The organism is Streptomyces sp. NPDC022552, from assembly GCF_055561875.1.
Genome location: NZ_JBVHGJ010000007.1, coordinates 1 through 21,232, shown reverse-complemented (window position 1 = coordinate 21,232; position 21,232 = coordinate 1). Strand labels below are relative to the sequence as shown.

19 protein-coding genes are annotated in these 21,232 nt (G+C 71.7%); 13 read left to right on the top strand and 6 right to left on the bottom strand.

The genetic code is table 11. The features are described 5' to 3' along the window. Positions 1-44 precede the first annotated feature (44 nt). A complete protein-coding gene (locus ACZ3OF_RS19760) occupies positions 45-1,469 on the top strand; it encodes a hypothetical protein (RefSeq protein WP_467305889.1) in 1,425 nt (474 codons plus the stop codon). A 62-nt stretch (positions 1,470-1,531) separates the two neighbouring features. On the opposite strand, the gene ACZ3OF_RS19755 is transcribed toward ACZ3OF_RS19760, so the two are convergent. The 3 genes from ACZ3OF_RS19755 to ACZ3OF_RS19745 form a co-directional block, all read right to left on the bottom strand. Continuing rightward, positions 1,532-3,601 (bottom strand): lipopolysaccharide biosynthesis protein, encoded by a 2,070-nt coding sequence (locus tag ACZ3OF_RS19755; RefSeq protein WP_361672106.1) that lies wholly within the window; start codon positions 3,599-3,601, stop codon positions 1,532-1,534. Beyond that, positions 3,594-4,766 carry a DegT/DnrJ/EryC1/StrS family aminotransferase gene (locus ACZ3OF_RS19750; RefSeq protein ID WP_467305887.1) on the bottom strand — a complete coding sequence of 391 codons (1,173 nt, stop codon included), beginning with the start codon at positions 4,764-4,766 and terminating at the stop codon, positions 3,594-3,596. The genes ACZ3OF_RS19755 and ACZ3OF_RS19750 overlap by 8 nt, the downstream gene beginning before the upstream one ends. A gap of 118 nt (positions 4,767-4,884) precedes the next feature. Further along, positions 4,885-5,796, bottom strand: a complete 912-nt coding sequence (locus tag ACZ3OF_RS19745; protein WP_467305885.1) for an RNA polymerase sigma factor SigF — start codon at positions 5,794-5,796, stop codon at positions 4,885-4,887. Between the two features lie 209 nt (positions 5,797-6,005). Here ACZ3OF_RS19745 and ACZ3OF_RS19740 point away from each other — a divergent pair, with 209 nt between their 5' ends. From ACZ3OF_RS19740 to ACZ3OF_RS19715, 6 genes are all read left to right on the top strand, one after another. Then, complete coding sequence (locus tag ACZ3OF_RS19740; RefSeq protein WP_361601230.1) at positions 6,006-6,374, top strand: STAS domain-containing protein; 369 nt, start codon at positions 6,006-6,008, stop codon at positions 6,372-6,374. A 97-nt stretch (positions 6,375-6,471) separates the two neighbouring features. After that, positions 6,472-6,945, top strand: coding sequence for an ATP-binding protein (locus tag ACZ3OF_RS19735; protein WP_361672112.1), 474 nt, complete (start codon positions 6,472-6,474; stop codon positions 6,943-6,945). Between the two features lie 134 nt (positions 6,946-7,079). After that, positions 7,080-7,763 (top strand): peptidase, encoded by a 684-nt coding sequence (locus ACZ3OF_RS19730; RefSeq protein ID WP_467305881.1) that lies wholly within the window; start codon positions 7,080-7,082, stop codon positions 7,761-7,763. Then, positions 7,763-8,632: a COG1470 family protein gene (locus ACZ3OF_RS19725; protein ID WP_361672116.1), complete on the top strand. Its 870-nt coding sequence runs from the start codon at positions 7,763-7,765 to the stop codon at positions 8,630-8,632. Before ACZ3OF_RS19730 ends, ACZ3OF_RS19725 begins: the two co-directional genes overlap by 1 nt. Continuing rightward, on the top strand, positions 8,629-9,708 hold the full coding sequence (locus ACZ3OF_RS19720) for a hypothetical protein (protein ID WP_467305878.1): 1,080 nt from the start codon (positions 8,629-8,631) through the stop codon (positions 9,706-9,708). Before ACZ3OF_RS19725 ends, ACZ3OF_RS19720 begins: the two co-directional genes overlap by 4 nt. Before the next feature lie 14 nt (positions 9,709-9,722). Continuing rightward, the gene (locus ACZ3OF_RS19715) at positions 9,723-11,009 is read left to right on the top strand and encodes a hypothetical protein (protein ID WP_361672121.1); all 1,287 of its coding nucleotides are present in this window, start codon (positions 9,723-9,725) and stop codon (positions 11,007-11,009) included. An 82-nt stretch (positions 11,010-11,091) separates the two neighbouring features. Here ACZ3OF_RS19715 and ACZ3OF_RS19710 read toward each other — a convergent pair whose 3' ends face one another. Then, positions 11,092-12,609: a peptide MFS transporter gene (locus tag ACZ3OF_RS19710; protein ID WP_361672123.1), complete on the bottom strand. Its 1,518-nt coding sequence runs from the start codon at positions 12,607-12,609 to the stop codon at positions 11,092-11,094. Positions 12,610-13,035: 426 nt separating this feature from the next. On the opposite strand from ACZ3OF_RS19710, the gene ACZ3OF_RS19705 reads away from it, so the two are divergent. Next, positions 13,036-13,713, top strand: coding sequence for a response regulator transcription factor (locus ACZ3OF_RS19705; protein ID WP_260230159.1), 678 nt, complete (start codon positions 13,036-13,038; stop codon positions 13,711-13,713). 378 nt (positions 13,714-14,091) lie between these two features. Then, complete coding sequence (locus tag ACZ3OF_RS19700; protein WP_361672126.1) at positions 14,092-15,363, top strand: ATP-binding protein; 1,272 nt, start codon at positions 14,092-14,094, stop codon at positions 15,361-15,363. Positions 15,364-15,466: 103 nt separating this feature from the next. On the opposite strand, the gene ACZ3OF_RS19695 is transcribed toward ACZ3OF_RS19700, so the two are convergent. Next, entirely contained in the window at positions 15,467-15,985 is a 519-nt protein-coding gene (locus ACZ3OF_RS19695) for a GtrA family protein (RefSeq protein WP_467305873.1), read from the bottom strand. A 162-nt stretch (positions 15,986-16,147) separates the two neighbouring features. On the opposite strand from ACZ3OF_RS19695, the gene ACZ3OF_RS19690 reads away from it, so the two are divergent. Genes ACZ3OF_RS19690 through ACZ3OF_RS19675 form a run of 4 tightly spaced genes read left to right on the top strand, consistent with a single transcriptional unit; the run spans position 16,148 to position 19,609 of the window. Then, positions 16,148-17,287 (top strand): 5-(carboxyamino)imidazole ribonucleotide synthase, encoded by a 1,140-nt coding sequence (locus ACZ3OF_RS19690; protein ID WP_361672130.1) that lies wholly within the window; start codon positions 16,148-16,150, stop codon positions 17,285-17,287. Further along, positions 17,284-17,814, top strand: a complete 531-nt coding sequence (gene purE / locus ACZ3OF_RS19685) for a 5-(carboxyamino)imidazole ribonucleotide mutase (RefSeq protein ID WP_361672133.1) — start codon at positions 17,284-17,286, stop codon at positions 17,812-17,814. The genes ACZ3OF_RS19690 and purE overlap by 4 nt, the downstream gene beginning before the upstream one ends. After that, the gene (locus tag ACZ3OF_RS19680; RefSeq protein ID WP_361672136.1) at positions 17,811-19,037 is read left to right on the top strand and encodes a dipeptidase; all 1,227 of its coding nucleotides are present in this window, start codon (positions 17,811-17,813) and stop codon (positions 19,035-19,037) included. Before purE ends, ACZ3OF_RS19680 begins: the two co-directional genes overlap by 4 nt. Beyond that, complete coding sequence (locus ACZ3OF_RS19675) at positions 19,034-19,609, top strand: membrane dipeptidase (protein ID WP_361672139.1); 576 nt, start codon at positions 19,034-19,036, stop codon at positions 19,607-19,609. The genes ACZ3OF_RS19680 and ACZ3OF_RS19675 overlap by 4 nt, the downstream gene beginning before the upstream one ends. Positions 19,610-19,665: 56 nt before the next feature. Here ACZ3OF_RS19675 and ACZ3OF_RS19670 read toward each other — a convergent pair whose 3' ends face one another. After that, the gene (locus ACZ3OF_RS19670; RefSeq protein ID WP_361672141.1) at positions 19,666-20,994 is read right to left on the bottom strand and encodes a UDP-glucose dehydrogenase family protein; all 1,329 of its coding nucleotides are present in this window, start codon (positions 20,992-20,994) and stop codon (positions 19,666-19,668) included. Positions 20,995-21,232 lie beyond the last annotated feature (238 nt).

The following is a 21,232-nucleotide window of genomic DNA, read 5'->3' as shown; positions in this document are numbered from 1 at the left end:
GAAACACCCTCATCCACGCGTAACAGGCGGAAAGCAACGGGGATATGAACAAGTACACAGTGATGGCCGCGGGCCTCGTCCTGTCGCTCGGGCTCGTCACGGGCTGCGGATCCTCCGACGGTCCGGAGGCCGGCAAGCAGGCGGAGAAGGGGAGTTCGGAGGCGCCCGAGAAGGCGCCGGAGGCCGAAGGCCCGGTCTACCGCGGCACCGCGATACCCGGCCTGGCCGCGAAGCAGGCGTGGAGCCTGCCGGCCGCCGACCCCATCGACCTCGGTGACAGCTTCCTCTTCGTCAAGAACGCCTCGGGCGAGTACGCCCGGGGCGGGCAGTTCGAGAACGAACCGCTCGACGGCACCACGGGCACCCTCCACTCCAGCAGCCAACCGGAGCCCCTCGAGCTGGAGTTCCGCGATGTGAGGACCGGCGCCGTACAGAAGACCCTCAAGGTGACGGCCGACCGCGTCGCCGCCACCACCTGGCGCGACGGCGTGCCCGCGTTCGAGGTGCGCACCAGCACCACCACGGAGTCCGACGGGCTGAGCGCGGAGGGCACCACCGTCGCCATCACCGTGTACGGAAGCGACGGCGCCGAGCTGGGCAAGGCGGAGCACAAGGGCGACACCCCGTTCCACGTCCACGAGGGCCACCTGATCGAGCAGGCGGAGCAGGCGAGCCTCCTGCTCACCCCGATCGGCGGCGGACAGCCCCGCAAGGTCACCTGCGGCGGGAACCAGGCGAGCTGCTCGTTCGACCCCCGAAACAAGGACATCGACGGCGGCCAGGGCCACGCCCCGCTGATCACCGGCGAGTACACCTTCCACGTGGAGAACGGATCCACGTACGAGACGGCGCCGGAAGAGCTCGTCATGTCCGATCTCGCCACCGGCAAGAAGGTGTGGAGCACGGCGGACGTCACGCCGCCCAAGGGCGTGGAGCTGGACGACGAGGGCGTGCGGACCAGCGGCAGCATCCGCGTCCTCGACGTCCGCGACGGCCGGGTCCTCACCGCGTGGGGTGCCGGGGCCTTCGCGACCGACACCTGGGTCACGGCGACGTACGACCTGGCGAGCGGGAAGCAGATCGGCGGCTCCACGAAGTACTCCTACGCCGACTTCCCCGGTGACACGATCAACACCGAGGGCTCGTCCGTCTTCTCCCCGGACCACCGGCTCGCCGCGGCCGCCACCGAGCGCGGCTCCACCGTGTGGCAGCTCGCGGACGGCAAGGAGGTCTGGGCGCAGAAGGAGGGCGAGAAGGCGATGACGCCGCTGCGCTTCTCCCCGAACGGCGGCGTGCTGTACGGCACGACGGAGGACAGCGACGAGACCGCGCTCGCGGTCGACGCCGCCACGAAGAAGGTCCTCGCGAAGGACCTGCCCGAGGACAGCGTCCCGCTGTCCTCGAAGCAGTCCGGCTACGGCTACTTCAGCACCGAGGCCGGCTTCTTCGTGTTCCCCGCGGCGGGTTAGCCACCCGGACCGCCCCGGAACCCGGTCCGCTCCGGGGCGGTCCGAGGCCCGCGTACGAGGCCTCAGCGCCGTCGCAGTCCCCGTACCGCCACCGCCGTCATCGTGGCTCCGCACACCCCCAGGAGGACGGGCAGCGGGGCCGCCGCGAAGGCGTGCTGGGCCGCCCAGCCCGCCCACACCAGGACCCATACAGCGCACGCCGTGACCCGGACGCCCGCGCCGAGGACACGCAGCAGGACGGCCGCGAGCCCCAGGCACAGCGCCTGGAGGACGATCGGCAGGGCCTCCAGGGCGCCGGCGGGCACGAGGGTGGCGCCGGGGCCGGCCGCCGCGTCCGGGTGGATGCCGAGCAGCGGTGGCGCGGTGTGCAGGGCCAGGAACGTGGCGAGCAGGACGGTCGCGGCGAGCAGGGGCCGCACCCGGCGCGGCGACACCACGGCGCCGTGCAGGACGACCAGCAGGATTCCGGCGGCGAGGGTCACCGGAGGCAGGGCGGCGATCAGCCCCGTACCCGACAGCCGGTCCAGGCCGAGCCCCTCCGCGCGGACGAGCGGGATCCAGAAGAGCCCGGTCGTCAGGCCGAGGAGCAGCCACAGCCAGGTCCCGGCCCCGTCCTCCCCGGCCCGCGGGTCGGGCCGCGGCGGCCGCGGTACGTACACGGGGAGGCCGAAGGCCGGTGTGACCGTGTCCGCCGAGGCCCCCCGGGGCGTCCACTCCCGCTCGGCGGCGCGCCGAGCCCAGGTCGTGCCGTACTCGATCTCCTCCCGGCCGCCCCGCAACGCCGCCCGCAGGCCGGGAGCCGAGGCCGCGGCCATCAGCGTCATCGAGCCGAGCATCGCGAGCCCGGCGCCGGAGATCCCGACCGGGCCGAGGAGCAGCGCGGCCGAGCCCAGGACGAGAAGGCACATCGCGCCCTGGAGGACGGCGAGCGCGCCCGTACGCCCCTGGACGCGCAGCACGCCGATGTACAGCTCGACGGCGACGCGGGGGAGCGCGGCGGCGGCGAGCAGACGCAGGACCGTCGTGCCGTGGTCGGCGTAGTCCGGGCCGAACGGGGCGAGGATGTACGGCGCGAAGACCAGCAGGAGGAGGACGACGGGGACGAGCAGCAGCGCCATGCGCCGCAGCGCCCCGCGTACGCCCTCGGCGAGCGACTCCGGGCTGTGGGAGGCGTGCGCGGTGAGCGAGGAGGCCATGTTGATGGCCATGAACTCCATCGTGCCGCCGACGGTGTACGCGGTGTAGAAGAACGCGTTGTGCGCGGCGTCGAAGCGGACGGCGACCATCACCGGCAGCAGGTTGATCATGGCGAGGCTGAACAGCGCGCCGACGGAGTCCCCGGCCATGAAGCGGCCGATCTCGCGCATGGCGGGCGGCTCGCGGTCCTGGTCGGCGCGGGCCTGGCGGGGGATGAGGCGCCGGAAGACGAGCCAGCCGAGCGGGACGACGGAGAGGGCGATCGCCGCCGACCAGGACACGAAGACGCCGAGGACCGGCATCGTGGTGGCGAAGGCGGCCAGCAGGAGCAGCTTGCCGATGGAGAAGCCGGCGTTGCCCACGGGCACCCAGAAGGCGCGCCTGAGGCCGGTGAGGACGCCGTCCTGGAGGGTGAGGAGCGCCCAGCCGACGCAGGAGGCGGTGAAGAAGAGCCCGGCGGAGAGCGAGCCGAGCGGTGCGTACGAAGGACCCCACCAGTCCAGGGTGAGCAGGAAGACCCCGCAGGCCAGGGCGACGACGACGGAGCTGACCAGGTAGATCCGCCCGACCAGGGGGCCGGTGGCGCGGCCGGCCCGGGGCACGTAGCGGACGACCGCGCCGATCATGGTCGTGGCGGTGATGGAGGCGAGCAGGCGCTGCGCGGCGATGGCGGCGGAGCCCTGCCCGACCGCCTCCTCGGAGTAGTACCGGGCGGCGACCAGCCAGAACCCGAGGCCGAGCGCGGCCGAGACGCCGGTGGATAGCATGAGCGCGTACGCGTTGCGGAACATGGAGTCCCCGCCGGATTCGCCGGGGCGGCCGGAGCCGCGGCCGTCGGGTTCCCGGCCCTCGGAGCCGCCCGGGGCCGAGCCGTCCGAGCCGCTTCCGTCCCGCTCCTCCCCCTCCGGCTTGCGCAGCCGGACGGTCTCAGCCACGGTCGCCGTGCCGCACCGGCCGGACGCCCGTGGCGCGCAGCGTCTCGATCACCTCGCCGGCCCGCCGTGGATCCACCGGCAGGGCGTGACGGGCGAACCAGGCAGCCGGTTCCGGGGCGGGCGAGAGGTCGGTGAACAGCTCGCCCGCGTAGGTGTCGAGCGGCGGGTCGTAGAGGTAGCCGGTGACGATCCGGCGGCGGGCGAGCGCGGCGACGGCCGCCTCCCGGTCCTCGACGAGCAGTGGGACCCGGAAGAGCGGCTGGCCCGTGTCGAGCCCGCCCCACTCGCTCGCGAGCAGTCGCTCCGTTCCCGCCCGGTGTGCGGCGAGCGTGGCGTCCAGGCGGGCCAGGAGCCGTCCCGTACGGCGCAGCCGGCCCGGGCCCGGCCCGAGGCGGTAGTCGTGCATGTCGACGCGGACCCATGAGTGGAAGGGCGCGAGCCCCGGCGCGGCGGCGAGGGCCTGCTTCAGCTCGCCGGCCCGCAGCGGCATCCGGATCTCCTCGCGCTCCTGCTGCCCGAGCAGCCGCAGGGTGGCGTGTGCGGCCTTCACCAGGCGCAGCCCCCGGACGGTGGCCTCGGCGTACGGCCGTACGAGATAGGCCAGTTCGGCGGTCGTACGGGACGGGTGCAGCAACTCGTCCCGGGCGGAGGTCAGTTCGTCCCGCAGGGCCGGGTCGTCGAAGGCCAGGAAGCCCCCGGTCTTCGCCCCGGTGTGCTTGGAGAGGCTGAACACGGACGCCTCGCCCCAGGTGCCGACCGAACGGCCGCCGACAGTCGACCCGATGGCGTGCGCCGCGTCCTCCAGGAGCGGGATGCCCCGTGCGTCGCAGCGGGCCCGCAGTTCGGGAGCCGGGTCGGGATTCCCGTACAGATTCGTGGTCAGGACGGCGGAGAGTCCGCTCCAGAGGGACTCGGGCACGGCGGCCGTGTCGATCGAGCCGTCGCGCGGGTCGAGCGGCGCCTGGACCGGACGGAGTCCGGCGGCGAGGACGACGAAGAAGATGACGTCGTCGTTGACCGGCGACATCAGCACCCGGCCGCCGGGTCTGCACCAGTGGCGCAGCGCGAGATAGAGACCGAAGCGGCACGACGGCACATGGAGGCACTCTCTGCCCCCGAGCCGGCCGCGCATGCGCTCTTCCAGTTCCGCGTACGCAGAAACCATGCGATTCCCCCCTGAACCCCGGCCTCAATGTGTCCCATTCCGGGCGGCCCGTCAATAACGCAGAAGGGCCCGTTCCGTGAGGAATAGGCCCTTTCCACAAGGCTCTTGGGGGCGGAGGTCACTCCTCCAGGGTCAGCCCCTTGCGCAGCCGCCCCAGTGTCCGCGACAGCAGCCGGGAGACGTGCATCTGGGAGATGCCCAGCTCCTCGCCGATCTCCGACTGGGTCATGCCGGCGACGAAGCGGAGGGAGAGGATGCGCCGGTCCCTGGCCGGCAGCGAGGCGATCATCGGCTTGAGGGACTCGATGTACTCGATGCCCTCGATGCCGTGGTCCTCGTAGCCGATCCGGTCGGCGAGCGCGCCCTCGCCGTCGTCCTCCTCGGGCTGGGCGTCCAGCGAACTCGCGGTGTACGCGTTGCTGGCCGCCATGCCCTCGACGACCTCGTCGCGGCTCAGGTGCAGCTCCTCGGCCAGTTCGCCGACGGTCGGTGCGCGGTCGAGCCGCTGGGAGAGTTCGTCACCGGCCTTGGCGAGGTCGAGGCGGAGCTCCTGGAGCCTTCGCGGGACGCGCACGGACCACGAGGTGTCGCGGAAGAAGCGCTTGATCTCGCCGACGATCGTCGGCATCGCGAAGGTGGGGAACTCGACGCCCCTGGCCAGCTCGAAGCGGTCGATGGCCTTGATGAGGCCGATCGTTCCGACCTGGATGATGTCCTCCATCGGCTCGCTGCGGGAGCGGAACCGGGAGGCGGCGAACTTGACCAGGGCGAGGTTGAGTTCGACCAGGGTGTTGCGGACGTACGCGTACTCGTGGGTGCCCTCTTCGAGGGCGTCGAGCCGGGCGAACAGCGTCTTCGACAGGGCCCGCGCGTCCAGCGGGTCGACCTGGTCGAAGGGCCCGATCTCGGGGAGCTCGGGGATCGCGGTGATCCCGGGAAGTTCTGCGAGGGTGGGGGGCGGAGTTGCTTCTGCCGACGGCGCGTCGTGGGTACGCGGGGCGTCGAGCCGGGGTGACATGGTCTCCTCCATCGTTTCTTCCTGCTGCGGTTTGCGGCGCCTCCAAGCCGGCCGTTCCGGGTGTTCTCTACTAGGCCTACCCGCTCGACGCACATGGTTGCAAGTGTCAATTGTCTGTTTTGGGGCAGTATGTTGCAGTGTTCGGGTGCACGGCTTGACGTCTCGCTTGTATGGTTCAGGCACGTCAACCGGCATCCGCGAGAGCGAGAAGAGGCACGGGCATGGACCGCCAGCACATCGGCAGCACGCAGCCAGGACGGCTGCGGGTCGAGGTCCGCACCGTCGGGGCGACCGAGGTCCTCACTCCGGTGGGTGAGCTCGATCACCACACGGCCGAGGTGTTGCGTGCGCCACTCGACCACGCACTGGACGCAGGACGCTCACGGCTCGTGGTCGACTGTTCACGGCTCGAGTTCTGCGACTCCACGGGTCTCAACGTGCTCCTCGGGGCACGGCTGAAGGCGGACGCCGCAGGGGGCGGCGTCCATCTGACGGGGATGCGTCCGGTGGTGGCCAGGGTCTTCGAGATCACCGGTGCGGACGTCGTCTTCACCGTGCACGAGTCGCTGGCGGCGGCACTGCCCGACTGAGCGGCGGGTGTCGTCGGCCGAGGACCGGGCAGGAGAGCCCCGGTTTGGTCCGTTGTCTGGTGAATCTGTCTGGTGAATCGGTGAGGTGAAAGCGCTGATGGACACTGCTGCCGGTGGCAGGGAGGTCGAGGAGTCGGTGGGTCCGGTCGTGGACGCCGCCGTTCTCGACGTACGCACGCTCGCGCTCGGCGCCACCAGCGGCACCGTTCCGCTCGCCCGCGACTTCACCAGGACCGCGCTGTACGACTGGGGCTGGCTCCCGGCCGCGACCGCCGACGCCAGAGCCGCCGCCGAGGACGTCCTGCTCGTCGTCTCCGAGCTGGTGACCAACGCCTGCCTGCATGCCGAGGGCCCCGAGGCGCTGCGCGTGGTGCGCCGGGCCAAGGTGCTGCGCCTGGAGGTCACCGACCGCGGAGCCGGCCAGCCCGCACCGCGCACCCCGCACCGCGCCGGGCGGCCGGGCGGCCACGGCATGTTCATCGTGCAGCGCCTCTGCCTGGACTGGGGGATCGACCGCACGACGGGCGCCCCCGGCAAGACGGTCTGGGCCGAACTGGCCGCCCCCGCCTAGCGACCGCCCACGGATCAGGCCATCAGGGGCGCACTTCGGTGCGCCCTTTGTCTTCCCTCCTCAACGCCCCAGGCGTACCTTGACGCGCAATCTGATATGCCGTCAGTAACTTTGCGGTGAGGGGTGCATGGATCGTGCCGTACCGGAGGAGAGCAGCGTTCACGCTGGCAGCGGCCGTGGCGGGCTCGGCGGTCCTGGCCTCGGCCCCCGCCGCTCAGGCCGCCGTGGTCGATGTGAACTACGCGTGCGAGACGAAGATCGGGCCCAAGGGCGCGGTCTCGCCCGTCGACATCAAAGCCGTCAAGAACGGCTCCTCGTACACCATCACCATGTCCTTCGAGAAGGGCGTCTCGGACAGCCCGATCGAACTGCCCAAGGGCGTCATGACCCCGCGCGCCGAGCTGAAGCTCGGTGGCGCCGACACGGGGACGCTCAAGGTCGAGGGAACGCCGAACACGGCGGCCATCCCGCCCAACACCCCCATCAAGATCGGGCAGTTGACGGGCACGTACACGCCGATGAAGAGCGGCAAGGTCACCTTCACGGCCGGGCTGCTCACCGTCCACGCGCTCGGTATGGACGCGGCCGTCTGCACCCCGAAGAACAACCCCGCGCCGTCGCTCGAACTCGACGTCACGGTCGCCGGCGGCTCCTCGGACACCGGCTCCGACTCCGGGGGAACGGAGTCCACGAGCGGGGGCGAGCTGCCGAAGACCGGCCCGCTCGACTCCGCCACGGCGCTCGGCACCCTCGGCGGCACGGTGCTCCTGACCGGCGCGGCCGGCGTGCTCTGGCTCACGCGGCGCACGGCACGCTGATGCGGAGGGCGTGGGCCGGGGCCCTGACCGCCGTCGCCGCGCTGATCGGGGCGGTGGCGGCGGCCCCCATGCCCGCGCCCACGCCCACGCCGCCGGCATGGACGGCGGAGGCGGCGGCGGGACGGCCGTACGTCTACCTCGAAGGCGCCGCGGGCAGCGTCCTCCAGGACACGCTCTCCGTGAGCAACCCCGGCGCGCGACCGCTCACCGTACGGCTGAGCGGGCAGGGCGCCCCGCTCGCCTTCGCCGCGCGGACGGTGACGGTCCCGGCGCGGACGCGGGCGGACGTGCCGTTCGCCCTCACCGTCACGGCGGACACGGCCCCCGGCGACCACCGGGGCTCGGTGACCGCGGCGGCCGGCGGACGCGAGGTGCGGGTGCCGGTGCACCTACGGGTGAGCGGGCCGAGCCTCGCGGCGCTCACGGTCGAGCAGGTACGGCTCGACGACTCGGGCACCGTGCACTACACCCTGGTCAACCGGGGCAGCACGGTCATCGCGCCGCGCCTGTCCCTGCGCGCGGACGGCGCGTTCGGGACGGTGCTCGACCGCCCCGCCCGGCCCCTCGGGCTCACCCTCCGCCCCGGCGAACGCCTCACCCGCACCGAAGCCTGGTCCGACCCGCCCGCACTCGACTCGGTCACGGTCCGCGTCCGGGCGGAGGCCCCCGGCGCACCGGCGGCGGAAGCCGGCGCCGAGCGCGTGTTCGTCTCCGGCGGCGCGCTCGCCGTCGGCGCGGCCGCCCTGATCGCGGCGGCGGTGGCGGCGGCGCTCGCCGTCCGAAGACGCCGCGCCCGGGCCGTACGGGAGCCCGGATTCCCTGTGGAGCAACCCCAGTTGGTGGACGTGACGGCAGGAGCGGACCGATGAGGACGAGCGGTACGGGACGGGCGGCGGCCCTGAGCCTTCGCGCGACGGCGGGCGTGGGACTGATCCTCGCCACGCTCGCGCTCACCCTCCTGCCGACCGCCGCCCGGGCGTCCGCTCCCGGGCCCACCGTCGCGCTGTCGCAGACCGAGGGCGGCAAGGGCGGCGAGATCACCGTGAGCGGGGCCGGGTGGAAGCCGGGCGCGCTGCTCATGCTGCTGATCTGCGGTCAGGGCGCGCCGGGGAAGGGCGTCATCGGCGGCACCAACTCCTGCGCCAACACCCTCGGCCGGGCCGCCACCGTCGATGCCAAGGGCGCCTTCAGCCAGAAGATGCCGGTCGCCGAGCCGCCCAAGCCGTGCCCCTGCGTCGTGCACGTCGCCGGCGTCACCGGCCAACAGGACGTCGTGGACGTGGCGTTCACGGTCGCCGGCCATCCGACCGCCCCGCTCCCGGAGGCCTCCGGCGTCGGCAGGCTGGCCGTGCTCGCCTCCGTACGCCTCGAAGGCTCCAGCGGCGTCCTCGTCCGGTTCGGCGCGCCCCCCCGCCGCGAGGTCGTCTTCACCGTCGGCAACCTCGGCCAGACGCCCGTCAAGGACCCGGTCTTCCAGGTCGGCACGAGCCACGGCGTCTTCTCGCCGCAGTACGAGGAACGGCAGTGGCGCGGCACGATCGAGCCGGGCCAGAAGGCCCGGATCAGGCTGCCCGTCGAGCTGTCGGCGGGCGCGCACGGCGACTACGAGGTGTCGGTGAAGTACGCCGGCAAGGTCCTGGTCGACCAGCCGTGGGGCGTCGGCCGGCCCTGGGGCGTGACGCTCTTCTGGCTGCTCCTCGCCGTGGTCGTCCCGGCCGCGCTCTTCCGGGCCGGCATGGCGGTGGTGGACCGGGTCCGCCCGGGCGGCTCCGCCGGGGCCCGCTCCGGACACCGCCGCCGACGCGCTCTCGTACGTACCTCCCGACCCGGCCGCGTCCCCGAGCGGGACGAAACCACGACGACCGCGGTCCTGCCGTGGTTCACCCCGGACTCCGCACCGTCCGCACCGTCAGAGCACAGCCCGACGACGAAGGGACATCAGTGAGCACGCAACGGAGGATGAGCGCGGCGGGAGTCGCGCTGATGCTCGGCGGCGCGGGGATCATGCTGGCCGCCAGCCCCGCTCAGGCCGCCGAGGTCTCGTACAGGACCGAGTGCATTCCGCCGTCCATCTCCGGCCTCCCGCCGGTGCAGGGCACCACGAAGGTGCAGATCACCGCACCCGCGGAGGCGAAGGTCGGTGACGAGGTCGAGGTCGTCTGGAAGACGGTCGCGGCCGCGTCGAAGAACCCCGACATCCTCGATCTGGAGAAGGACACGGTGAAGCCGACCGGTGTCATCAAGGTCGGCGGCGCGGCGAGCGGCACGCTGAACATGGAAGGACCGCGCCAGAACCCGGCGATCCCGAAGAACAGCCCGATGGTGCTGCCGGACATGAAGGGCAAGCTGAAGCTGGAGAAGGCCGGCGAGATCACGCTGACGCCGGACAAATACACCATCAACGTCTCGAAGCCGATGTCCACGGACACGAAGTGTTCGCCGAAGGAGACGGTGCCGGTCGGGGCGACGATCAAGGTGTCGGCGGGCGGGGGAGCCACGACGGGCGGCACCACGACGTCCGGCGGCACGACCACGTCCGGTGGCACGACCTCGTCCGGCGGCACGACGACGTCCGGCGGGAGCACCTCCGGAGGCGGTGGGGGGCAGACCGACTTCACCGGCAAGGAGGTCTCGGTCCAGTTCGCCTGCCAGTCGCCCGGCCCGGCGAACATCACCTCCAAGGTCACCATCAACGCCAAGAAGAACGGCGGCTCCTACGACCTCACGGTCAAGACCGCCAAGGGCGTCATGAACAGCCCCGCCCCGCTGCCCGCGGGGGCGCTCAAGCCGTCCATGGCCGTCAAGATCGGCGGCGCGGACAGCGGCACGGTCAAGGTCGAGGGCCCGGCGAACGCCGCCCCGCTGGAGCAGGGCAAGCCGGTCGACCTGCCGGACATGAAGGGCACGTACAAACCCGGTGCGAGCGGCAAGTCCACGCTCAGCCCCGGCACCCTGACCATCAACGTCTCGCTCGGCGGCTCGCCGATCGTGATCCCCTGCCAGGTCAAGGGCGCCGTCCAGGCCTCGCTGGAGCTCGACACGACCAAGCAGGACGGCGGCGCGGCGGGCGGCGGTGACGCGGCGTCCGGCGGCGGCTCCGGCTCGGCCGGCTCGGGCGGCGGGCTCGCCGAGACGGGCGCCGAGGACGACGGCGCCCTGCGCGCCCTCGCCCTGGTCGCCGGCACGGTGATCCTGCTCGGCGGCGCGGTGTTCACGTTCACCCCGTGGGCCCGGCTGAGGCGCTGACCTACCGGTACCCACGGAAACTGCTGAGGGCCGCCGCACCGAAACCGGTGCGGCGGCCCTCAGGCGCGCGGGGTGCGAGGCGTCAGTGGACGCCGCCCATGAGCGCCTGGACCTTCTTGCGGTACATGTAGACCGCGAAGCCGGCGCCGACGGCGAGAGCCGCCTGCAGGGCGATGATCCCTGTGCCGTTGAGGTCCACACCGGCGAGCGAGAGCAGACCCGTGGTGCAGTCACCGGCGGTGACGGCGAGGAACCAGACACCCATCATCTGCGAGGCGTACTTCTTCGGCGCCATCTTCGTGGTGACGGAGAGGCCGACGGGGGAGAGGCACAGCTCACCGATGGTCTGGATCATGTAGATCGAGACGAGCCACATCGGGGAGACCAGGGAGCCGTCGCCCGCCATGCCCATCGGGACGATGAAGACGAAGAAGGAGGCGCCGACCAGGACCAGGCCCATCGCGAACTTCACGATGGTGTTCGGCTCCTGGTTCTTACGGGCCAGCCACAGCCACAGGAAGGCGAAGACCGGGGCCAGCGCCATGACGAACATGGGGTTGAGCGCCTGGTACCAGGTGGCCGACGGGTCGAAGCCGAAGAGCGTGCCGGTCTTGGAGTCGGCGAACAGCGACAGGGTGGAGCCACCCTGGTCGTAGATCATCCAGAAGATGGCGGCGGCGACGAAGAACCAGATGTAGCCGTTCATCTTCGACTGCTCGGACTTGTCGAGGTCCTTGTCGCGCTTGATGCGGGCCAGGACGGCGACCGGGATGAGCAGACCGGCGAGGGTGAGCGGGACCAGGGCCCAGTTCAGAGTGAAGACGTCGAGGGCGACGATCACGCCGTAGAAGACGGCGGCGAGCACGACGACGAGCGAGGCCTTGACCAGGATCCGCTTCTTCTCCTCGGAGGAGAGCGGGTTCGGGACGATGTTGCTGGTCGGGCTCAGGCTCTTGGTGAAGGCCAGGAAGCAGGCGAGGCCGAGGCCCATGCCGACGGCGGCCAGGGCGAAGCCCAGGTGCCAGTTGACCTTCTCGCCGACGGTGCCGACGACGAAGGGCGCCACGAACGCACCCAGGTTGATGCCGATGTAGAAGAGGGTGAAGCCACCGTCACGACGCGGGTCGTCCGGGCCGTTGTAGAGGTGGCCGACCATCGTCGAGATGTTGGCCTTCAGCAGACCGGAGCCGGCGGCGACGAGCGCCAGGCCGACGAAGAACATCGCCTGTCCGGGCAGGGCCAGTGAGGCGTGGCCGGCCATGATGACGAAACCGGCGATCGTGACGGTCTTCCGGGCGCCCCAGACGCGGTCGCCGAACCAGCCGCCCGGCATGGCCATCAGGTAGACCATCGAGACGTAGACGGAGTAGATCGCCGTTGCCGTGGCCGCCGTCATCGCGAGGCCGCCACCCTGGCTGCCGGTCGCGGCGTCCGCGCCTCCGGAGACCAGGTACAGGACGAGGAGGGCCCTCATGCCGTAGTAGGAGAAGCGCTCCCACATCTCGGTGAAGAAGAGGGTGGCCAGGCCGCGGGGGTGGCCGAGGAACGTCTTCTCGGAACCAGGGGTTCCGGCCGAAGCCGTCGTCAGGCTGGACGCCATGTCGATCCTTGCTCTGTCGGGACGCGCGCCTTGTGAGCGTGGTGCGCCCGGTGGGGGAGGCCGGCACCGGCGGGAGTGGTCGCACCCCACCGGGATCCACGCCCCGGGACGCCGTATCGCGCCACGGAACCCGGCCCACAGGTCGTTCACCGTCTCAAGGTTGGCGATGCCTACCTCGTGCAGAAAAGAGACCCTTGGCGCACTTAGCGAGCCAAAGGTCCCCGATTACCGCTACAGACGTCTCGCCACCATACGACACGACAGTGCCTGAAATGGAAGGACTTGAGAGATGGATCACAGGTGAGGAAGGAACCAACAGCCGCTATTCGAAGGTCATGTGCAGGTTACCCACCTTGATCCGCAGGAGCCTCCGTGAGCCTGTGGATCATGCCCCTGGCTGTCCACCGTGCGGACTACCATCACTCCATGACCCGTGTACTGCTCGCCGAGGACGACGCATCCATCTCGGAGCCGCTGGCTCGCGCGCTGCGCAGGGAGGGGTACGAGGTCGAGGTGCGGGAGGACGGACCGACCGCGCTCGACGCCGGACTCCAGGGCGGCGTGGACCTCGTGGTGCTCGACCTCGGGCTGCCCGGCATGGACGGCCTGGAGGTGGCCCGGCGGCTGCGCTCCGAGGGACACACGGTTCCGATCCTGGTCCTGACCGCCCGTGCGGACGAGGTCGACACGGTGGTCGGGCTCGACGCGGGCGCCGACGACTACGTGACGAAGCCGTTCCGCCTCGCCGAACTCCTCGCCCGCGTCCGGGCCCTGCTCCGGCGCGGCTCCACGGAGCCGGCGGTCGCCCCGGCCACGCACGGCGTCCGGATCGACGTCGAGTCGCACCGCGCGTGGATGGGCGACGAGGAGCTCCAGCTCACGGCGAAGGAGTTCGACCTCCTCCGGGTCCTCGTCCGCGACGCGGGCCGGGTGGTCACCCGCGACCAGCTGATGCGGGAGGTCTGGGACACCACGTGGTGGTCCTCGACGAAGACGCTGGACATGCACATCTCCTGGCTGCGCAAGAAGCTGGGCGACGACGCGGCGAACCCCCGCTACATCGCGACGGTCCGCGGCGTCGGCTTCCGCTTCGAAAAGAGCTAGCGACCGCTCGGGCCACGTCGGCGGTGACGCCGGGCCCGGCGGTCGGCGCTCGCCCTCCGGGCCCAAGGGGCGCTGTTCGCGCCGGTGCCGGGCTCTCGGGTCGGGCGCTGCTCGCCCCCGAGCGGTCGGCGCTCGCCCTCCGGGCCCAAGGGGCGCTGTTCGCGCCGGGCCGGGCTCTCGGGTCGGGCGCTGCTCGCCCCCGGGGGCGAGCGCTGCTGGACCCCCGGCCGTGAGGCGTCAGCCCGCCGGGTCGGCAGGCATTGGATCCCTGCTCCAGGAGACGCCGGCGCCCCCGGGCGCGGCCCCGTTGCGGTTCGTGGGGGTCTGGTGCCGCCGTAGGCTCGGGGGAGCTTCTAGATCGCCCGTCCGGAGGGCCCCGTGCGTCGTCGTCTGATCAACTCCACCCTCGCCGTCGTCCTCGTCGTCATCGCCGTCTTCGGGGTCTCCCTCGTCATCGTCGAGACGCGCACGATCTCCTCCAGCGCCCAGGAGAGCGTGGACTCCGAGGCCCTCCGGCTCGTCTCCATCGTCGACAGCCGGCTCTTCGGCGGGGAGCCCGTCAACCCCGACATCCTCGCCGAGCAGAGCGGCGCCAAGCGGTACGCCCTGATCGAGATCCCCGGCCGCGCCCCCATCGAGATCGGCACCCGCCCCGAGGGCAGCGTCATCCGCGGCAGCGCCGAGGGCGAGCGCGGCGAGACCGTGACCGTCGAGGAGTCCCGCTCCACGATCACCAGCGAGGTCGCCCGCACCCTGCTGATCATCGGCGCCGTGGCGCTGCTCGCCGTCGTGGCCGCCGTCCTGCTCGCCGTACGGCAGGCCAACAGGCTGACGTCCCCGCTCACGGACCTCGCCGAGACCGCCGAGCGCCTCGGGTCCGGCGATCCGCGCCCGCGCCACAAGCGGTACGGGGTGCCGGAGCTGGACCGGGTCGCCGACGTCCTCGACGCGTCCGCCGAGCGCATCGCCCGGATGCTCACCGCCGAGCGCCGGCTCGCGGCGGACGCCTCGCACCAGCTCCGTACGCCCCTCACGGCGCTCTCGATGCGCCTGGAGGAGGTCGCCGTCGCCGACGACCTCCACACGGTCAAGGAGGAGGCGACGATCGCGCTCACGCAGGTCGAGCGGCTCACCGACGTCGTGGAGCGGCTGCTGACGAACTCCCGCGACCCCCGCACCGGCTCCGCCCTCGCCTTCGACCTCGACGAGGTCATCAAGCAGCAGATCGAGGAGTGGCGTCCCGCCTACCGCAGCGCCGGCCGCGCCATCGTCCACTCGGGCAAACAGGGCATGCGCGCGGTCGGCACCCCGGGGGCCGTGGCCCAGGTCCTCGCCGCGCTGATCGAGAACTCCCTCATGCACGGCGGCGGCACCGTCGCCCTGCGGACCCGGGTCACCGGCAACCAGTCCGTGATCGAGGTCACCGACGAGGGCCCCGGCGTCCCCGCCGACCTCGGCGCGCGGATCTTCGAGCGGGCGGTCAGCGGCCGCAGCTCCACCGGTATCGGTCTGGCCGTCGCCCGGGACCTCGCGGAGGCGGACGGCGGCCGGCTGGAACTCCTCCAGCAGCAGCCGCCGGTCTTCGCGCTCTTCCTGAGCCGCGAGGTCAGAGGCCGCGGGGACGAGGAGCGGGACCGCCCCGTCCGGTGATCACACCGGCGAGCGCCCCACAGCCGGCGGCACCCGCCACGAGTCCCGCACCCGCCACGCGCTCGGCGCGGCACCCGCCACGAGGCCGGCACCCGCCACGCACTCAGCGCACCCGGTCCGGCTGCTTCCTCGTCGGCTGCTGCGGCGCCTGCTCCAGGAACGATTCGGCGGTCTGCACGGCCTCCCGGGCCGGCAGCGTGCGGAACACCCACGTGCGGTACGACCAGAAGCGGAACAGCGTCGCGACGCCGATCCCGAAGAACTTGAAGAAGTTGCTCTGCAGCGGGGTGTCCCAGCCGAAGCCGTACGTCGCCGCGTAGAGGATCCCGTTCTGGATCACCAGACCCGCGACGCTGAAGAGCAGGAAGAGCGTCAGCTCCTTCGTGCGGCTGCTCTTGTCGCGGTCCCGGTAGGTGAAGTACCGGAAGCCCAGATAGTTGAACCCGATCGCCACGACGGTGGCGATGACGCTCGCCCGGACGACGGGAAGCTCCGTCACATGGCGGACGAGGTTGAAGACCCCGAGGTCCACGAGAAGGCCGACACCACCGACCGCGCCGAACTTGGCGAACTCACGTGTGAGCCGGTCAAGCCGCACACGCAGTGCGCTTCGTTCACTCATGGTGATTGCTCAGCCCCGTCCGTTCGGTTTCGTCAACCAAGCCATGCTAACCAGCACACCTGTGACCCGCTCCGGGAGATTGCAAACCTCCGAAAATCCGGCTCCGCTGTCGTAAAGCACAGGCGGGACGGGCTCCCCCGATGGTGCGGATACCCTAAGAGGGTGACGTTCCCGGTAGTCGGCATGGTCGGTGGCGGTCAGCTCGCCCGTATGACCCACGAGGCGGGCATCCCCCTCGGCATCAAGTTCAAGCTGCTCAGTGACACCCCGCAGGATTCGGCGGCCCAGGTGGTGAGCGAGGTCGTCCTCGGCGACTATCGCGACCTGGCTACGCTGCGTGACTTCGCGCGCGGCTGTGACGTGATCACGTTCGATCACGAACACGTCCCCGCCGAACATCTGCGTGCCCTGGAGGAGGACGGCGTCGTCGTCCGTCCCGGGCTCGCCGCGCTGGTGCACGCCCAGGACAAGGGGGTGATGCGCGCGAAGCTCGACGAGATCGGCGCACCGAGCCCCCGCCACCGGATCGTCGCCGATCCGGCGGACGCGGCGGCCTTCGCGGCCGAGGTCGGCGGCTTCCCGATCATCCTCAAGACCGTCAGCGGCGGCTACGACGGCAAGGGCGTCTGGTTCGTCCGTACGGAGGAGGACGCCCAGGACCCGTTCCGGGCGGGCGTCCGGGTCCTCGCCGAGGAGAAGGTCGACTTCACGCGTGAGCTGGCGGCGAACATCGTCCGCTCCCCGCACGGCCAGGCCGTCGCCTACCCGGTCGTCGAGTCGCAGCAGGTCGACGGCGTCTGCGACACGGTGATCGCGCCCGCGCCGAACCTGTCCGACGAGCTGGCCGGTCAGGCGCAGGAGCTCGCCCTGCGGATCGCCAAGGAACTCGACGTCGTCGGCCACCTCGCCGTGGAGCTGTTCGAGACGCGCGACGGGCGGATCCTCGTCAACGAGCTCGCCATGCGTCCGCACAACTCCGGTCACTGGACCCAGGACGGGGCGATCACCTCGCAGTTCGCCAACCACGTCCGCGCCGTCCTCGACCTCCCGCTGGGCGACCCCCGCCCGCGCGCGACGTGGACGGTCATGTGCAACGTGCTGGGCGGCGACTACCCGGACATGTACTACGCGTACCTGCACTGCATGGCCCGCGACCCCCAGCTCAAGATCCACATGTACGGCAAGGACGTGAAGCCCGGCCGCAAGGTGGGGCACGTCAACACCTACGGCGACGACCTGGACGACGTGCTGGAGCGCGCGCGTCACGCCGCCGGCTATCTGCGAGGAACGATCACCGAATGAGCCCTGTGAGCCCCGTCGTAGGCATCGTCATGGGATCCGACTCCGACTGGCCCGTCATGGAGGCCGCGGCGCAGGCCCTGGACGAGTTCGAGATCGCGTACGAGGTCGATGTCGTCTCCGCGCACCGGATGCCGCGCGAGATGGTCGCGTACGGCGAGGAGGCCGCCGACCGCGGTCTGAAGGCGATCATCGCGGGCGCCGGCGGCGCCGCCCATCTCCCCGGGATGCTCGCCTCGGTGACCCCGCTCCCGGTCATCGGCGTGCCGGTGCCGCTGAAGTACCTCGACGGCATGGACTCGCTCCTCTCCATCGTGCAGATGCCGGCCGGTGTGCCGGTGGCCACGGTCTCCGTCGGCGGGGCGCGCAACGCCGGTCTGCTCGCGGCCCGGATCCTCGCCGCGCACGACGCCGAACTGCTCGGCCGGATGCGGGAGTTCCAGCAGGAGCTGAACGACCAGGCGACCGAGAAGGGCAAGCGGCTGCGGGCCAAGGTCGAGGGCTCGGAGTCGTTCGGCTTCGCCAAGTGAGCCGCCCGGCGAGCACCCCGGCGGGCGCGTCGGAACGCCTGGCGGAAGCCCTCGAACTGCTGGCGGACCACCCCGTCGTGGACGGCCACAACGATCTCCCCTGGGCGCTGCGCAAGCACGCCGGCTACGACCTGGACCGGCTCGACATCGCGGCCGACCAGACCGGGGCGCTCCACACCGACCTCGCCCGGCTGCGGGCCGGCGGCGTCGGCGCGCAGTTCTGGTCGGTGTACGTCTCCACCGAGCTGACCGGGGACGACGCCGTCAGCGCCACTCTGGAGCAGATCGACGTCGTCGACCAGCTCCTGGAGCGGTACGCGGGCGAGCTGGCCCCCGCCCTGACCGCGGACGACATGGAGTCGGCGCGGAAGCAGGGCCGTATCGCGTCCCTCAAGGGCGCCGAGGGCGGCCACTCCCTCAACAACTCCCTCGCCACCCTGCGCGCGCTGCATACTCTGGGCGTGCGCTACATGACGCTCACGCACAACGACAACACCGCGTGGGCCGACTCGGCGACCGACGAGCCGGGCGTCGGCGGGCTCTCCCCGTTCGGCCACGAGGTCGTCCGGGAGATGAACCGCACCGGCGTACTCGTCGACCTCTCGCACGTCGCCGCGACCACGATGCGGGACGCGCTGGACACCTCCGTCGCGCCGGTGATCTTCTCGCACTCCTCGTCGCTCGCCATCTGTGACCACCCGCGGAACATCCCGGACGACGTGCTGGAGCGGCTGCCGGGGAACGGCGGGGTCGCCATGGCCACGTTCGTACCGAAGTTCATCCTGCCCGCCGCCGTCGAGTGGACGGCACGCGCGGACGACAACCTGCGGGCGCACGGCTTCCACCACCTCGACACCACCGCCGAGGCGATGAAGCTCCACCGCGCCTTCGAGGCCGAGAACCCGCGCCCGATCGCCACCGCCGCGACGGTGGCGGACCACCTCGACCACATGCGCGAGGTGGCCGGCGTCGATCACATCGGCATCGGCGGCGACTACGACGGTACGGCGTTCACACCGGCCGGCCTCGACGACGTCGCGGGCTATCCGAACCTGATCGCCGAGCTTCTCCACCGCGGCTGGTCCCGCGCCGACCTCGCGAAGCTGACGTGGTCCAACACGGTCCGCGTCCTGCGTGACGCAGAGGCGGTCTCCCGCGACCTGCGCGCCCGCCGCGGACCGTCGAACGCGACGATCGACTCCCTGGACGCACAGGGTTCGTGACGGGACGTCAGTCCCGCAGGTCGATGGTGCCCCGCTTCCGGTTCACGTTCCCGCCGAACCGGGAGCGGTCCACCACCGGCCCCGCCGCGTCCCGCACGGTGCGGGCCGTCAACCTCACCCGGTTCGACGGCTTCGCCCGCGAGGCCGTACGGGAGATGAACCGCCTCGGGCTCGTCGTGGACCTCTCCGGGGCCGACCCGGATACGGCCCGCCGGACCCTCGCGCTCACCAGGGCCCCGGTCCTGCTGACCCGCGCGGAACCGGAGGAGGTGACGGACGACGTCCTCGGCCTGCTCGGCGAGAACGGCGGCGTCTGCATGCTCCCGGTGACCGAGGACCTGACGGCGACCGCCGACGCCCTCGACCGCGTCCGCGCCCTGGCGGGCCCGCACTGTGTGGGCCTGTCGCACACCACGGACCCGGCGGCCGGCTACGCCCCGCTCTTCGCCGAGCTCCTGCGCCGCGACTGGCCCGCCCAGGACCTGATCGCGCTCTCCCACGACAACGTCACGCGGACCCTGCGGGAGGCGGAGTTCCTCGCCCGCACGTCCCGTCTGCGCCGCGCGGCCTGAGTACGGGAAAGGTCCCGCCCCCGAGGGGGCGGGACCTTTCCGGTTCCGGAGGGGCGCTACGCCCGCGGACGCCCCATCGCGCGGTACGTCCAGCCCGCCTCGCGCCACCGCGTCGCGTCCAGCGCGTTACGGCCGTCCAGGATCACCCGCGAGCCGACCGCCCCGGCCAGCTCCGCCGGGTCGAGGTCGTCGCGGAACTCGCGCCACTCGGTGAGGTGCAGCACGACGTCCGCCCCGCGCACCGCGTCCAGGGCCGACTCCGCGTACCCGAGCGTCGGGAAGAGCCGGCGGGCGTTCTCCATGCCCTTCGGGTCGTAGACCGTGACCTGGCCGCCCTGGAGGTGGATCTGTCCGGCCACGTTCAGCGCCGGCGAGTCCCGTACGTCGTCCGAGTCCGGCTTGAACGTCGCGCCGAGCACCGCGACCCGCTTGCCCAGGAACGACCCGCCGCCGACCGCGTCCCGCGCCATCTCGACCATCTGGCCGCGCCGCCGCATGTTGATGGAGTCGATCTCGCGCAGGAAGGTCAGCGCCTGGTCCGCGCCGAGCTCGCCCGCCCGCGCCATGAACGCGCGGATGTCCTTCGGCAGACAGCCGCCGCCGAAGCCGATCCCGGCCCGCAGGAACTTGGACCCGATCCGCTCGTCGTAGCCGATCGCCTCCGCCAGCTTCGCGACATCGCCGCCCGCGGCCTCGCAGACCTCCGCCATCGCGTTGATGAAGGAGATCTTGGTCGCCAGGAAGGAGTTCGCCGCGGTCTTCACCAGCTCCGCCGTCGGGAAGTCCGTCACCACGAAGGGCGTGCCCTCGCCTATCGGCCCGGCGTACACCTCCCGCAGCAGCTTCTCCGCCCGCTCGCTGCGCACACCGGCGACCACACGGTCCGGGTGGAGCGTGTCCTTCACCGCGAAGCCCTCCCGCAGGAACTCCGGGTTCCAGGCCAGCTCGACGCCCTCCGGCAGCAGCTCGGAGAGCCGCTCGGCGGAGCCGACCGGCACGGTCGACTTGCCGACGACCAGCGCGCCTTCGCGCACCACGCCCGCCAGCGAGCCGAACGCCGCGTCGACGTAGCTCATGTCACACGCGTACTCGCCGTGCTTCTGCGGGGTGTTCACGCAGACGAAGTGCACATCGCCGAAGGCGCCGACCTCGTCCCAGGAGGTGGTGAAGCGCAGCCGCCCCGTCGACCCCTCGATCCCGGCGACGTGCCGGGAGAGCAGCTCCTCGAGGCCGGGCTCGTACATCGGAACGCGACCGGTGGCCAGCAGCTCGATCTTCTCGGGCACGACGTCGAGGCCGAGCACCTCGAAGCCGAGCTCCGCCATGGCCGCTGCGTGCGTGGCGCCGAGGTAGCCGGTGCCGATCACGGTGATCTTGAGGGCCATACGGGACTCCAGTGAGGTCGGGCGGAATGCCTGCCCGAGCATAGTCGGGCCCTGGCCGGGGGCCCGGACACGCCCTACCATTTGGGTTACTTAACGGTAGTTAGCAGATGTGGGAGTGAATGAGCATGGCGGCTTCTGCCGATTTCGACCTGTATCGCCTGTCCGAGGAGCACGACATGCTCCGGGAGACGGTCCGTGCGCTGGCGGAGGCGAAGATCACGCCGTTCGCGGCGGCGGT

What these genes read in the sequence shown, in the direction of transcription:
- ACZ3OF_RS19720 (WP_467305878.1), top strand. Translation starts at nt 8,629, where the DNA reads ATGAGGACGAGCGGTACGGGACGGGCGGCGGCCCTGAGCCTTCGCGCG.
- ACZ3OF_RS19695 (WP_467305873.1), bottom strand. Translation starts at nt 15,985, where the DNA reads ATGAGTGAACGAAGCGCACTGCGTGTGCGGCTTGACCGGCTCACACGT.
- ACZ3OF_RS19745 (WP_467305885.1), bottom strand. Translation starts at nt 5,796, where the DNA reads ATGGAGGAGACCATGTCACCCCGGCTCGACGCCCCGCGTACCCACGAC.
- ACZ3OF_RS19750 (WP_467305887.1), bottom strand. Translation starts at nt 4,766, where the DNA reads ATGGTTTCTGCGTACGCGGAACTGGAAGAGCGCATGCGCGGCCGGCTC.
- ACZ3OF_RS19710 (WP_361672123.1), bottom strand. Translation starts at nt 12,609, where the DNA reads ATGGCGTCCAGCCTGACGACGGCTTCGGCCGGAACCCCTGGTTCCGAG.
- purE (WP_361672133.1), top strand. Translation starts at nt 17,284, where the DNA reads ATGAGCCCTGTGAGCCCCGTCGTAGGCATCGTCATGGGATCCGACTCC.
- ACZ3OF_RS19705 (WP_260230159.1), top strand. Translation starts at nt 13,036, where the DNA reads ATGACCCGTGTACTGCTCGCCGAGGACGACGCATCCATCTCGGAGCCG.
- ACZ3OF_RS19725 (WP_361672116.1), top strand. Translation starts at nt 7,763, where the DNA reads ATGCGGAGGGCGTGGGCCGGGGCCCTGACCGCCGTCGCCGCGCTGATC.
- ACZ3OF_RS19735 (WP_361672112.1), top strand. Translation starts at nt 6,472, where the DNA reads ATGGACACTGCTGCCGGTGGCAGGGAGGTCGAGGAGTCGGTGGGTCCG.
- ACZ3OF_RS19760 (WP_467305889.1), top strand. Translation starts at nt 45, where the DNA reads ATGAACAAGTACACAGTGATGGCCGCGGGCCTCGTCCTGTCGCTCGGG.
- ACZ3OF_RS19740 (WP_361601230.1), top strand. Translation starts at nt 6,006, where the DNA reads ATGGACCGCCAGCACATCGGCAGCACGCAGCCAGGACGGCTGCGGGTC.
- ACZ3OF_RS19715 (WP_361672121.1), top strand. Translation starts at nt 9,723, where the DNA reads ATGAGCGCGGCGGGAGTCGCGCTGATGCTCGGCGGCGCGGGGATCATG.
- ACZ3OF_RS19670 (WP_361672141.1), bottom strand. Translation starts at nt 20,994, where the DNA reads ATGGCCCTCAAGATCACCGTGATCGGCACCGGCTACCTCGGCGCCACG.